The organism is Micromonospora sp. NPDC053740 (assembly GCF_040677775.1).
Taxonomy (GTDB): Bacteria; Actinomycetota; Actinomycetes; order Mycobacteriales; family Micromonosporaceae; genus Micromonospora; species Micromonospora alfalfae.
Map to the genome: position 1 here is coordinate 311,590 of NZ_JBFASO010000001.1, position 12,682 is coordinate 324,271.

Below are 12,682 nucleotides of genomic sequence, written 5' to 3' on the forward strand. Positions count from 1 at the left end.
CCCCCGCACCACCGCCACCGCCACCCCGATTCTCAACGCGAGGAGATCGACGTGCGCCGTGCGAGCCAGCCGACCACGACCAGACCGACCAACCGTCGTGTCGTCCGCAAGGACGTCACCCGTCCGCCCTACGAAGTGCCTACCCTCTTCGCCCTCGACCTGCCCGAGCGGCCGGAGGGCACCTATCTGACGTCGGTCTACCAGCTGGAACGGGTGACGCCGACCGTCGAAGGTCTGCATGAGGCGGTGAACCACCGCTACGTGCGACAGCACGACTTCATGGTCGAGGAGCGCCTGGTCGCCGGTGCACCGGCGCTGCTGGTACACGGGACGGTGCCGCGCGAGCGGGCCGACTGGTGCGACGTGCTCGCCTCGTTGACCGGGGAGACGATCGACCTGGGTTTCAGCAGTGGCGGTGCCGCGCTGCTCGTCGCGGTCGACGAGCACGTCTACGCCCTCGCCTACGGCACCGTGGGCCGTCACATGGTCGATCTGGACCTGGCCAACTCGGGCTTCGGGATCGGCTTCGCGGTGCGGTCGCTCGCCCCCGACGAGATCAAGCAGGTACGCCGGCGGGTGTTCGGCACCTCCGGCCGGGTGGACCGCAACATGGTCCCGGGCGGTCAGCACATCCGGATGTACGGCATCGACAAGTGGGGCGAGATCGTCGGCCAGGTCTGCGGTCGGACGTTCAACCCGAACCTCACCGTCTGCCGGTCCACGGGCAAGGCCACCCCGGTCGAGGGCAGCGACACCCTGCGCATCCACCTCGGCGTCGAGCCCGCGAGCCTGCTCGCCGACCTGCGGGAGATCGACCGGGTCTCCAAGCAGGAAGCACCCTTCGCTGACCTGGAGTTCATCACCCAGATCCGACCGGTGCCGGCCCGGGACCCTCGGCTGTCGACAGTGGAGGAGCAGCTGGACCGGCTGCTCCGGTTGCCGGATCCAGCGGAGGTGGGGCTGGCCGTACCGGGCCGGATCGTCAGCGAGATCGAGCGGATCCAGTCGTACAAGCTTCGGGTGCCGAAGTCCGGCCTCCGCCCGGTGCACCTAACGGAACTCACGCTGGCAGACGTGCTCGCGCAGACCGAGGGCGTCCCAGACGGCGAGCGGTGGACGTCGCTCTGCAAGGGACGCGTCACCCTCTACGCGGATGCGGCCGGCGAGGAGGAGATCGGCTCCACGGCAGTGTCGCGATGGATCACCGCGCAGCTCGCGCACGGTGCGAGTCAGCTCCTGCTGCACGAGGGCGGCTGGTACGAGATCGGCGACCGGCACCGCGCGTTCCTCCGCGACGAGATCGAGCAGATCTTGGCCAGGCCGGCCAGCATCGCACTCCCGGCCTGGACCACCGACCACGCGGACGAGGAGCAGTACAACGTCCACGCTGCGCGGGTCTGCGGTCTGACCCTGCTGGACCGGCGGCTGCTGCGGACGAGCCAGCACAACCGCGGTATCGAGGCCTGCGACCTGCTCGGACCCGACGACGAACTGATCCACGTCAAGCGGGCCAAGGGCAGCTCGGCGTTGAGCCACCTCTTCGCACAGGGCGAGGTGTCGGTCGACGCCCTGCGGTACGAGGCCGACGCCCGCACCACTCTGGCCGAGATGGTCCGTCAGCAGCCGTCGGCGCGCGTCATCGACCCCGGCTTCCGGCCCCGCAAGGTCATCTACGCGATCGCTCTCGGCTCCGGCAAGCCGCTCACCGTGAAGTCGCTCTTCACCTTCGCCCAGGTCGCGCTCTACCGGGCGATGAAGTCCCTGCGCAACGAGGGCGTCGAGGTCGAGGTCGTCGGCATCCCGTCCGCCTGATCCGTTCACGACATCAGCTCCACAGCATCCCGCTCAACAAAGGAGAGAACCATGACCGAGCCCCACCACCAGCCGGACCCGTCGGCCGAGCCCCCGGCTCAGCCCGAGACCGTGGGCGCAACGAGCCCGCAGCCCGTCAGCCGCAAAAGATCCCAGGTCAGGTGGGTCATCGCCGGTGCTGCCGTTCTGGTGCTGCTGCTCTGCTTCGGCGGCTGCGGCGTGCTGCTGGCGACGACGAACGGTGAGGAGTCGCCCGACCAGGGCAAGGCCGCCCCCACCGCCGCATCCCAGTCGCGCCCCAGCACGTCCGCCCCGACCAGTGCTGCGGCGTCGACCACCGCGCCCGCGACGACGCCGCCGCCCGCACCCGTCTACGACACCCCGACGAAGGGCGACTTCAAGCTCAAGGTCAAGACCCTGCGGAAGCAGTGCTTCGGCAGCGCCGGCTGCAACATCACCTACCGGATTGACGTCACCTATACCGGCGACGGCCTCGACCCGTCCAGCACCTATGAGGTGACGTACGAGGTCAAGGGCGCCGAGGACCCGATCATCAACACCTTTGAGGTGACCGGCGACTCCGCCTCCGTCCAGCAGGAGGAGACGGCCAGCACGAAGCGCTCCGGCGACAAGCTGACCGCCGTCGCGACCGACGTGTCGGAGCTGTGAGACCCCAATCAGCGTGTCCCCATCACGAGACGTCAGGAGGCGTCGTGCGCCCCGATGAGTTCCTCCGCGCCCTGACCCAGCTCCCCCCGCCCCTGCGCGACCGCGTCCTCCTCCTTCGTCCCTACACCCGCGCCACCCGTTGCGACGACTGCCAGGGCATCGGTGATGCCGTCCACCTCGCCCTCACCGCCGCCCACTACGACGAGCTGATCTCCGCCGGCGAGCTGCTCGACACCGCCGAGCGGCGCGCTGCCGAGCACCTTGAGCATGCGCCGCCGCGCCCGGACCAGCAGCGCGGGCGCGGCCGGGTACTCCGCTGGGCGAAGGCGGCCGGCCCGCTGGTCGCGGCGACCGACGCCAGCTGGAAGGGCCGCGCCGGTGGCATCGGTTACGTGGTCAGCGACGGCCACTACGGCCTGCTCGGGCGGGGCACCGGCCGAGCGACGGCCACTACGGCCTGCTCGGGCGGGGCACCGGCCGCCTCGACCCGACCGGCAGGTCCCGGGTGCTCGTCGACGAACTGCGTGCGGTCGACTATCTGCTCACAGGGTTTGACGAGGTGCCAGCGGGCATGGCCGTGCTGCTGGACAGCCTGACAGCCGTGCGGTATCTGCACCGCTGGCAGGCCGGTGAGACCGACGCGATGCCCGTCGGCTACAGCCTGCGGCAGCGGCGCTGGTCAGACAAACCGACCCTGGTCCGGCTCGCCGAGCAGGTGGCCCACCGCCCCGACCTGACGTTCGCGCACGTCAAGGGGCACAGCGGCCACGCCCTCAACGAGGCCGCCGACGGCCTGTCGCACATGGCCCGCCGCCGGCGGGAGGAGTCCTTCGACCTGCGTCCTCGTGCGCACGCCTTGGTCGACGCGTTCCTGCGCGACTGGCACGCGAACGCCACGGTCTGACCGCGCGACCGCGGTAACCCGCACTTCCACCGCTCACCCCGGGCGGGCCGACGAGCCGTCGGCCCGCGGACACCACACGCCTGGAGACGACAATGACCCAGCCCGCACAGACCACCGCCCCGCTGATCGAGCTGATCTTCGACCGACTGGCCGCCGCTGACGGCGTACCGACCGAGACTGCCGAGCTGGTCCTCGCCGCCCTCACCGGCGAGGAGGACCTCACCGCCGCGCTCGCCGGTACTCCGACCCGGCTTGACCCCCGCTCCCCCGCCGATGAGGGTCCGGCGGAACGGATCTGGTTGAAGTCGGTGACCGTCGCCGGGTTCCGTGGCGTCGGCCCGGAACGGACCATCCAGATCGGCCCCGGCCCTGGCTTCACACTGATCGTCGGTCGCAACGGCTCCGGCAAGTCCAGCTTCGCCGAGGCCGCCGAACTCGCCCTCACCGGTGACAGCGCCCGGTGGGCCGACAAGACCAGCGTGTGGCGTACGGGGTGGCGCAACCTGCACAACCCGGACCCGTGCTGGGTAGGTGTGGAACTGCGCGTCGACGGGGTGGCCACCCCGACCCGGGTCAACCGGGCCTGGCCGGTCGGGGCCGAACTGGCCGACGCCGAGGTGACGGTCACCAGCGCACAGGGCCGGCACGCGGGCCTCTCCGAGCTGGGTCTGGCCCGCCCCCTGGAGCTGTACCGGCCGTTCCTCACCGCGGCCGAGCTGGGCAAGCTCGCCGCCGGGACGCAGAGTCAGCTCTTCGACGCGCTCTTCGCGATCCTCGGGCTGGACGCGCTCGCCGACGCCGACCAGCGTCTGCTGCGCGCCATCCGGCCGCACGAAGCGGCAATCAAGGAGGTACGCGCACAGCGCGCCGCCCTGGTTGGCACGCTCGACGGGATCGTCGACGACCGGGCCCGGCGGGTCGCCGTGCTGCTGCGTGGCCGGGGCCCTGTCGACCTCGGCGCGGTGGCGGCGATCCTCGACGAGCCGGACGAGGCGACCACCGACCGGGAGGTGCTGCTCTGTCGGGAGGTCGCCGCCCTCGCCCCGCCGCCGGTCGACGAGGCGACCCGGCTCGCCGGTCAGCTGCGGGACGCGGCGGTCGAGGCCCAGCGGTACGACGGTGGTCGGTCCCGGGCCGCGCTGCGGAGCGCCGAGCTGCTCCGCCTCGCCCTCGAACATCACCAGGACGAAGGCGACGGGTCGTGCCCGGTCTGTGCCACCGGCACCCTCGACGGTGGCTGGCGTGCCGCCGCCGCGCAGTCGCTCAGCGACCTTCGGCAGCGCAGCGTCGCCGCCCAGACAGCGACGACCCGGCTGACGGCCCTGCTGCGGCAGACGCACCACCTGATCGATGACCTCGTTGTGCCCGAGGGCACCGGGTCGGAGCCGACGGTCGGGGCGCTGCGTGACGCCGTTGCCGCGCTGCGGCGCGTACCTGGGGAGCCGGCCGAGCTGGCCGACCACCTGGCGGCGCGGTACCCGGCGGTGGTGGCGGCGGTCGACGCGGCCCGCGCGTATGCCGAGGGGTTTCTGCGGCAACGCGACACCGGCTGGCGGGCGGCGGCGGCCGAGGTGCGCGAGTGGGCGGCCACCGTCGGCGCACTGCCGGCGCGGGAGGCGACAGTGACCCGGTTGAAAGCCGCGCGCGCCTGGCTGAAGGACGCAGGTGGAGAGATTCGCAACGAGCGGGTCGCGCCGTTCGCCGGGCACTCGCAGCGAATCTGGGCGCAGCTGCGGCAGGAAAGCAACGTCGAGCTCGGGTCGATGACGTTGGAAGGCGCGAACACCCGGCGGCGGGTGGTCTTCCCGGTCAGCGTGGACGGCGCCGACAACGGCACGGCGCTGGGTGTGATGAGCCAGGGTGAGATGCAGGCGCTCGGGCTGGCGACGTTCCTGCCCCGCAGCTGCGCCCCGGAGAGCCCGTTCCGGTTCATCGTGGTCGACGACCCGGTGCAGAGCATGGATCCGTCGAAGGTGGACGGTCTCGCGCGGGTGCTCGCCGAGCTGGCCGAGCAGCGGCAGGTGGTCGTCTTCACCCACGATACCCGCCTGCCGGACGCGGTGCGCCGGCTCGACCTGGGCAAGGCGCGGATCATCGAGGTGACCCGCGCGGAGAGGTCGGTGGTGACGCTGCGGGCCGGCTCCGACCCGGTGACCCGCTATCTGGACGACGCGTACGCGTTGGCGCTCAACGAGGAGATCCCCGCAGAGGTACGCGGACCGGTGGTCGCGGAACTGTGCCGCTCTGCTGTCGAAGCGGCCTGCCACCGCTCGGTCTGGCGGAACCGCGTGGCGCGGGGTGTCCGGCACGCCGACATCGAGGAGGCGATCGAGGACGCGTCCCGCCGGGTCGCCACCACCGTCGCGTTGGCGGTGTTCGATGACGCTGAGAAGGGTGGTGACGTGCTCGGCTGGCTCGGCCGCCGGCACGGACGACGTGCGGTGAACGCGTACCAGGCGTGTCGGGAAGGCGTGCACGGTGCGTACCTGGCGGACCTGCCCGGCCTGGTCGCGGACGCCCGCCTCCTCGCGGCGGCGCTGTCGTGACCGCGCCGACGCCACAGCGCTGCCTGGCGGCGGCCGATCAACTGCTGCGCGGGTCCGGTCTGCTCGGCGCCACCGCCGTGACCGCTGGCTGGTGGCCGCGGGCCTGCGCCTGCCTGATCCGGCTCGCCCTCGAAGGCGGCATCGACGCCTACTGGCGGCGGGTGAAGCCGACCGTGGCGGCGTGCCGGCAGGGCCGCGCGAAGCAGCTGATGCTGCGCGGCCGGCTCGGTCCGGGCGGCGAAACCGCCCGCCGGGTGGCGTTCGCCTGGGCGAGCCTCTCCGCCGCCACGCACCACCACTGCTACGAGCTGGCCCCCACGGCTGCGGAGCTGCGTCGCCTGCACGCCGAGGTGAGCACCCTGCTCGCGCGACTTGAACCGCTCACCCCGCGCGTGTGATCTGTTCAGACACTCGCGTCTGGACGCTACGCGCGATGAGGTGCCGCTCCGGCTGAGCCTGGGTGAGCACATTGACACCTACTGTGATGCTCCTGTTGTCGATCATGAAGGACGTGGGATGGCAGAACCTGAGGAGTCCGAGAGCGAACTGGCCATTTCCGTTGACTACGTGCCCGGTGCGCGTGGTCATGCTGTTCTCGCCGTCGGCCCCGACGCGGACGGCGTCGAGGCGGTAGCGGTGTGGCGGCTCAGCCCGACCGGACGCGCCGGCGGGGCGTGGCTGGTACGCCTCGATGAAGCCGCGCAGGACGACCAACTTGTTCGCATCATGTGGATGTTGCAGGGGCGGTGCCTGGTGGGGTGGAACCGGGAGGCTCCGGTCGCGATCCTGGAGAGGATCGCTCACGTACTGCCGCAGGAACTGGTCAACATGCTGCGGGGGAACGTGCTGACCGTCTCCGACCTACTCGCGGAGATCACCGAGCACCGGTCCGCCTACAGCGACGCAATCGACCGGCAGCGTGCGGTGTCCAAGTCGAAGCTGGCCCCGCTCGCCTGGCCCAGCGAGGTGCCGGATCACGAGGATCTGGCGATCCGGCTCGCCGCGCAGCCGCGCGCCGCATCGCCGGTCGCGGGGTCGGCGCTGGCCCTGACGTCGGCTGTCGCCATGACCGCTCAGCTCTGGCAGGACACGGAACAGGCACGGTATCGCCGAAAGTACCTGCGCGCTCTGGGCGAGCCACAGCCGTTGCCTCCACGGTGGCTGGCCTGGTTGCGTGCTGCCGCCGACAACTCCGCTCAGGCCACGATCTAAGGAGTCGACCCGACGTGTACGCAGTTATCGACCTGGAAACGACGGGCCTGCGCACCAGTTGGCACGACCGCGTGGTCGAGGTCGCCGTCATCCACCTTGACGACGCCGGGCAGGTGACGCACGAGTGGTGCAGCCTGGTCAACCCCGGCCGGGATCTCGGTCCACAACTCATCCACGGCATCTCGGCCGCCGAAGCACGGCGCGCACCGGAGTTCGGTCGGCTGGCAGGTCACGTAGCCAGCCTCCTTCGCGGGAGGGTGCTGGTCGCTCATAACCTGCACTTCGACGCCGCATTCCTCATCGCGGAGTACCGCCGGTTGGGGATTGAACTGCCGATCAGCCTGGCCGAAGGGCTGTGCACCATGCGGCTGGCCGGGCACTTCCTCCCGTCGGCCGGCCGCAGCCTGCACGACTGCTGTCGCGCGGCGGGGTTGCCGCCGCACCAGGCCCACTCCGCTCTGCATGACGCGAGGGCGGCCTCGCAGCTTCTGGCCCGCTATCTGCGGGACGTAGGAACGCCACCGCCGTGGACGTCCGTCATTGACGCCGCTGCGGCTGCGCCTTGGCCACCCTTGGCTACCGAAGCAGTGGTGCCGGTGCCTCGCCGAGAGCCTGGGCACCGGGAGGAGCACTTCCTGGCTCGGCTGGTGGACCGGCTCCCGCGGCTCCGTGAACCACAGGGGGACGCGTACCTCGATCTGCTCGACCAGGCACTGCTTGACCGGCATATCTCGGCCAGCGAAGCGGACGCGCTCGTCGCCACGGCCGAAGAGCTCGGCCTCGCCCGAGTCGACGTCGACCACCTGCACCGCACCTATCTGGCGAGTCTGGCGGCCGTGGCGTTGGAGGACAACGTCCTCACGTCGGCCGAACGCCACGACCTGGACCAGGTTGCCTCGTTGCTCGGGCTACAAGCCTCCGACGTCGACCATGCCCTCAAGGCCGCTCGTGACGTCGGCCCGGCCCGGCCTCAGACCAAGAGTTGGCGGCTTCGACCCGGCGACGTGGTGGTCTTCACCGGGGCGATGGAACCACCGCGGTGGTCCTGGGAAGAAGATGCTCGGGCGGCAGGGCTCCAGGTCGGTGACAACGTCACCAAGAAGACCCGCCTCCTGGTGGCTGCTGACCCCGACTCGATGTCCGGCAAGGCCAAGAAGGCCCGCCAGTACGCCGTTCCGGTCGTGCACCCCATCGCGTACCAGCGCATGCTCGCCGACTTCGCTGAGTAATGCGCCTTGAAGGAACGAACTCGCCCACCCAGTAGGGCGTCCACCGGTCAATGAGGTGACGCAAGATCCGATCGGTTGGTCGAGTGGCAGCCCAGTTGAGACGTGACGACCAAGGAGTTCAAGGCATGGCAGACGACGCCCTCGATTTACCGGCGCCGGAGGCGGGCGCACGTGGGCAGCGGGTCCTCGACCTGCTGGACAAGGCAATCGCCCTGCAGACCCCACTGGTGCAGAAGAACCTCGCCCGGGCCCGCCAGCGCAACCCGGAGGCGACACCAGCCGAGGTGATCCGCAACCTGGAGCGGATCTATGTCAGCGCGTTGACCGGGGCGGGCGCCGCCGTCGGCGGAACCGCAGCGGCACCGGGCGTCGGCACGGGCGTCGCACTGGCGCTGACGGCCGGCGAGGCTCTGTCCTCACTTCAGCTGAGCGCGCTCTTCGCGCTCTCGATCGCTGAAGTCCACGGAGTCCGCATCGACGAGGTCGAGCGCCGCCGAACGATCGTGATGGGGATCATGCTCGGCGGGTCCGGCTCCGCCACCATCACGAGGGTCGCCGAGCGCACGGGGCAACACTGGGGGCGTCAGGTTGTCGCCAAGGTGCCTGTCGCCACGTTGCGCCAGATCAACACGGTCCTGGGGCGGAACTTCATCACGAAGTACGGAACCAAGCAGGGAATCATCGTTCTCGGTCGAGTGGCACCGTTCGGTATCGGTGCGGTGATCGGCGGTGGTGCCAACGCTGCCCTCGCTGCTCTGGCCGTGCGGGCCAGTCGTCGCGCATTCGGCCCACCACCGCCGTCCTGGCCGTGACCGACGTGCAGCGCACCGCCGGCATGGGTGGAGCGCCTACCTGAGGCAGTGGCACGGCACCGACCCGGTGTCAACTCGTCAAGGGACATCTGCGCGAGCGGGTCAGCGCGACAGGTTCGTGGGCTTATGGTGAGAAACCGGGCACCCGGTGGGGCGGGTGTCCGGTCCGGGCCGTGGGATTCGCGTTGTTCAGCCGGAGGGTGGACCGATGACCGAGTACGCCCGCGGCGTCGACGACTGCTGAGATGGACTGGGCCGGATGGGCGTTGTTCGGGTTGGTCGCCACCGCGGCGCTCACCGCGGCGATGATCTCCGCTCAGCTGGCCGGTCTCACTCGGCTCGACCTTCCCCTGGTGCTCGGGGCCTTCGTCACCGACGATCCCGACCGGGCGCGGGTCGTCGGGTTCTTCCTGCACCTCTGCACCGGTCAGGGTTTCGCCCTCGGTTACGCGGCCACGTTCGCGCTGTTGCACCGCGCCACCTGGTGGATCGGGGCACTGCTCGGGATCGTGCACGTCGGGATCGCGCTGACGGTGATTCTTCCGCTGCTTCCTGGTGTCCACCCGCGGATGGCCTCGCAACGGGCGGGGCCGGCCAGCACGGCGGTGTTGGAGCCGCCCGGCCTGTTCGCCGTCAACTACGGCATCCAGACACCGCTGGTCACGGTTGTCGTCCACGTCATCTACGGGGCCTTTCTTGGGTTGCTCCTGCAGGCCAGGTGACCCGCACACGACTGTTGTTCCCGCCGGACGCACGTTGTTCGTCAGCCCGGCCCGTCAAGGGGCGATCTCGATGACTGACGGGCCGCCGATCAGCGACTACGGTCTGCTGGGCGACACTCGCACCGCCGCCCTGGTCGCGAGTGACGGCGCGATGGACTGGCTCTGCGTGCCACGCTTCGACGGCGATCCCCTGTTCGGCCGACTGGTCGGGGGCCCGGAAGCCGGAACCTTCCGGGTCGGCCCGGCCGGGCCGGCCACTGTCGTCGAACGGCGGTACCGGCAGCACACCGCCACCCTGGAAACCACCTGGGCGGTGGGCGGCGGCCGGCTGACCCTCACCGAGGCGATGGTGGCCGAGGTCAGCGGTCGCCTGCTGCCCGCGACACTGATCGTGCGACGGCTGTCGGCCGAGCAGGCGCCGGTCGACGCGGTGGTGGAGTTCGATCCCCGCCTCGGCGCACGGCACCGCCGGCCCCGAGCCCACCACCGGAGCCAGGCCCTCGTGTGTGAGTGGGGGGCGCTCGCTGTCGCGTTGGACAGCACGCCCGCGTTCGGCATCGAACCGGGTCGGCCCAGCTCGATCACCGTCCGCCCGGGCCGTCCGGTCACCCTCGTGCTGGCCGTGGCCCACCGCGAACCGCTGATCCACGTCGAGCCGACGGCCGCCTGGGACCTGCTGGTTGAGGACGAGAGCCGTTGGCGGGCCTGGACCGCGGAGATCGACGAGCGGCTGCCGTTCCGGGAACACGTCGTACGAAGTCTGCTCACCTTGCGGCTGTTGACCTACTCGCCCTGCAAAGCGCCGGTGGCCGCACCGACCACGTCACTGCCCGAGGATCCCGGTGGGGGACGTAACTGGGACTACCGCTATGTCTGGCCCCGGGACGCCAGCATCGGCGTCAGCGCTTTCCTCAGTGTCGGCAAGACCGACGAGGCACGTGGTTTCCTCGCGTGGCTGTTGCACGCGAGCCGACTGCAACGGCCACGCCTGCCGGCGCTGCTCACCCTGCACGGCAGGCAGGTGCCGGCGGAGCGAGAGTTGTCCGGTTGGCCCGGCTACCTCGACAGCCGTCCGGTACGGATGGGCAACGGCGCCGCCGGTCAGCACCAGCTCGACGGCTACGGCTGGGTGATCGACGCCGCCTGGGCGTTCGCCCAGGGCGGGCACCGCCTCTCCGCCGAGACGTGGCGGGCGGTGCGCGGTTTCGCCGACGTCGTCGCCGGTTGTTGGCAGCAGCCCGATGCCGGTATCTGGGAGGTGCGGGAGCCCGACCAACACGTCCATTCCAAGCTCATGGGCTGGCTCGCTCTGGATCGTGCCCTGGCCATCGCCGACACGCACCCCCTGCGGGAGGGTCAACGTCGACGCTGGCAGAACGCCCGTGCTGCGATCGCCGCCGAGGTCCGGACGCGCGGCTTCGACCCGACGGCGGTCAGCTACGTCCGCAGCTACGGCTCCTCCGATCTCGACGCGGCGCTGCTCGTCCTGCCGCTGCTGGGCATGGACCGGGCCGAGTCACCCCGGGTGCGCGGCACCATCGACGCCATCCGGGACCGGCTGTCCGCCGGCGGTCCACTGCTCTACCGCTACCCGCCCGGACGTGACGGCCTCCCCGGCACCGAGGGCGCGTTCCTTCCCTGCTCGTTCTGGCTCGTTCAGGCCCTTGCCCGCACCGGGCGTCGCCGTGAGGCCGTCGAGCTGTTCCGGGTCATGGCCGACCACGCCAGCCCACTTGGCCTCTACGCCGAGGAGGTGGACCCGGCGACGGGTGCCCACCTCGGCAACTACCCGCAGACGCTGACCCACGCCGCGCTCATCCAGGCCGCACTCGCCATCAGGGACGCCCCCGCTGGTGACGGGGCCACCTGAGGGACCGTCCGGGCGGAAGAGACCCAGCCTGCGGGACGGCTCGCGCGGGTAGGGTTCCGATCATGACGATTCCCCATCTGACGGCAGCCGACGGCACCACTCTGCCGGCGATCGGGCTCGGCACGTACCGGCTGAACGGCTCGGCGGGTGTCGACGCGATCGGCCAGGCGATCCGGACCGGCTACCGGTTGATCGACTCGGCGGTGAACTACGAGAACGAGGGCGCTGTCGGCCGGGCGGCCCGGTCGGCCGGTGACGTGCGGGACGAGCTGGTCGTCACCTCGAAGCTGCCGGGGCGGCACCACAGCTACGACGAGGCGCTGACCACCATCGAGGAGAGTGTTTTCCGCACCGGCCTCGACCGAATCGACCTGTACCTGATCCACTGGCCGAACCCGAAGGTCGACAGGTACGTGCAGGCGTGGCGGGCGTTGATCGAGGCGCGTGAGCGTGGGCTGGTGCGGCACATCGGGCTCTCCAACTTCCTGCCCGAGCACATCGAGCGGCTGGTGGCCGAGACCGGGGTCGCCCCGGTGGTCAACCAGATCGAGGTGCACCCGTACTTTCCGCAGCAGGAAGCGCTCGACTACCACCGGGAGCACGGCATCCTGGTGCAGGGGTGGAGCCCGCTCGGCCACGGCAACGACCTGCAGCAGCACCCCGTCGTCGTGGAGATCGCGACAGCGCACGGCGTCAGCCCGGCGCAGGCCATCCTCGCCTGGCACGTGGCCCGTCAGGTGATCCCGCTGCCCAAGGCCGCCTCCCCGCAGCGGCAGGTCGAGAACCTCGACGTCTTCGGTATCAAGCTCACCGACGCGCAGGTCGAGGCCATCACCGCGCTGGGCCGCCCGGACGGGCGGCTTTCGGACCAGGACCCGGCGGTGTACGAGGAGTTCTGACCGAGCC

12 protein-coding genes are annotated in these 12,682 nt (G+C 70.8%); 11 read left to right on the forward strand and 1 reads right to left on the reverse strand.

The genetic code is table 11. The features are described from left to right. The first annotated feature begins 51 nt into the window (after positions 1-51). Together AB0K35_RS01375 and AB0K35_RS01380 are read left to right on the forward strand one after the other, a co-directional pair. On the forward strand, positions 52-1,812 hold the full coding sequence (locus tag AB0K35_RS01375) for a DUF6119 family protein (RefSeq protein ID WP_363882848.1): 1,761 nt from the start codon (positions 52-54) through the stop codon (positions 1,810-1,812). A 51-nt stretch (positions 1,813-1,863) separates the two neighbouring features. Next, the gene (locus AB0K35_RS01380) at positions 1,864-2,481 is read left to right on the forward strand and encodes a hypothetical protein (protein WP_363882851.1); all 618 of its coding nucleotides are present in this window, start codon (positions 1,864-1,866) and stop codon (positions 2,479-2,481) included. A 32-nt stretch (positions 2,482-2,513) separates the two neighbouring features. On the opposite strand, the gene AB0K35_RS01385 is transcribed toward AB0K35_RS01380, so the two are convergent. Next, positions 2,514-2,891 carry a hypothetical protein gene (locus tag AB0K35_RS01385; RefSeq protein ID WP_363882854.1) on the reverse strand — a complete coding sequence of 126 codons (378 nt, stop codon included), beginning with the start codon at positions 2,889-2,891 and terminating at the stop codon, positions 2,514-2,516. 95 nt (positions 2,892-2,986) lie between these two features. Between AB0K35_RS01385 and AB0K35_RS01390 the strand changes: the two genes are divergently transcribed. The 9 genes from AB0K35_RS01390 to AB0K35_RS01430 all read left to right on the forward strand — a co-directional run bounded on the left by AB0K35_RS01390 (position 2,987) and on the right by AB0K35_RS01430 (position 12,675). After that, positions 2,987-3,385: a hypothetical protein gene (locus tag AB0K35_RS01390; RefSeq protein ID WP_363882857.1), complete on the forward strand. Its 399-nt coding sequence runs from the start codon at positions 2,987-2,989 to the stop codon at positions 3,383-3,385. A gap of 92 nt (positions 3,386-3,477) precedes the next feature. Then, positions 3,478-5,931, forward strand: coding sequence for an AAA family ATPase (locus AB0K35_RS01395; RefSeq protein WP_363882860.1), 2,454 nt, complete (start codon positions 3,478-3,480; stop codon positions 5,929-5,931). After that, on the forward strand, positions 5,928-6,329 hold the full coding sequence (locus AB0K35_RS01400) for a hypothetical protein (RefSeq protein ID WP_363882863.1): 402 nt from the start codon (positions 5,928-5,930) through the stop codon (positions 6,327-6,329). The genes AB0K35_RS01395 and AB0K35_RS01400 overlap by 4 nt, the downstream gene beginning before the upstream one ends. A gap of 118 nt (positions 6,330-6,447) precedes the next feature. After that, complete coding sequence (locus tag AB0K35_RS01405; RefSeq protein ID WP_363882866.1) at positions 6,448-7,143, forward strand: DUF6218 family protein; 696 nt, start codon at positions 6,448-6,450, stop codon at positions 7,141-7,143. A 14-nt stretch (positions 7,144-7,157) separates the two neighbouring features. Further along, a complete protein-coding gene (locus AB0K35_RS01410; protein WP_363882869.1) occupies positions 7,158-8,372 on the forward strand; it encodes an exonuclease domain-containing protein in 1,215 nt (404 codons plus the stop codon). A 125-nt stretch (positions 8,373-8,497) separates the two neighbouring features. Next, entirely contained in the window at positions 8,498-9,184 is a 687-nt protein-coding gene (locus AB0K35_RS01415) for a hypothetical protein (protein ID WP_238669521.1), read from the forward strand. A gap of 245 nt (positions 9,185-9,429) precedes the next feature. Next, a complete protein-coding gene (locus AB0K35_RS01420; RefSeq protein ID WP_363882873.1) occupies positions 9,430-9,906 on the forward strand; it encodes a hypothetical protein in 477 nt (158 codons plus the stop codon). A 70-nt stretch (positions 9,907-9,976) separates the two neighbouring features. Further along, the gene (locus AB0K35_RS01425) at positions 9,977-11,776 is read left to right on the forward strand and encodes a glycoside hydrolase family 15 protein (RefSeq protein ID WP_238669523.1); all 1,800 of its coding nucleotides are present in this window, start codon (positions 9,977-9,979) and stop codon (positions 11,774-11,776) included. Positions 11,777-11,838: 62 nt separating this feature from the next. Then, on the forward strand, positions 11,839-12,675 hold the full coding sequence (locus AB0K35_RS01430; RefSeq protein ID WP_363882876.1) for an aldo/keto reductase: 837 nt from the start codon (positions 11,839-11,841) through the stop codon (positions 12,673-12,675). Positions 12,676-12,682: the final 7 nt, after the last annotated feature.

Bases quoted from the DNA above. Each gene is read 5' to 3' on its own strand.
- AB0K35_RS01430 (WP_363882876.1), top strand. From the start codon at position 11,839: ATGACGATTCCCCATCTGACGGCAGCCGACGGCACCACTCTGCCGGCG.
- AB0K35_RS01405 (WP_363882866.1), top strand. From the start codon at position 6,448: ATGGCAGAACCTGAGGAGTCCGAGAGCGAACTGGCCATTTCCGTTGAC.
- AB0K35_RS01415 (WP_238669521.1), top strand. From the start codon at position 8,498: ATGGCAGACGACGCCCTCGATTTACCGGCGCCGGAGGCGGGCGCACGT.
- AB0K35_RS01380 (WP_363882851.1), top strand. From the start codon at position 1,864: ATGACCGAGCCCCACCACCAGCCGGACCCGTCGGCCGAGCCCCCGGCT.
- AB0K35_RS01395 (WP_363882860.1), top strand. From the start codon at position 3,478: ATGACCCAGCCCGCACAGACCACCGCCCCGCTGATCGAGCTGATCTTC.
- AB0K35_RS01425 (WP_238669523.1), top strand. From the start codon at position 9,977: ATGACTGACGGGCCGCCGATCAGCGACTACGGTCTGCTGGGCGACACT.
- AB0K35_RS01420 (WP_363882873.1), top strand. From the start codon at position 9,430: ATGGACTGGGCCGGATGGGCGTTGTTCGGGTTGGTCGCCACCGCGGCG.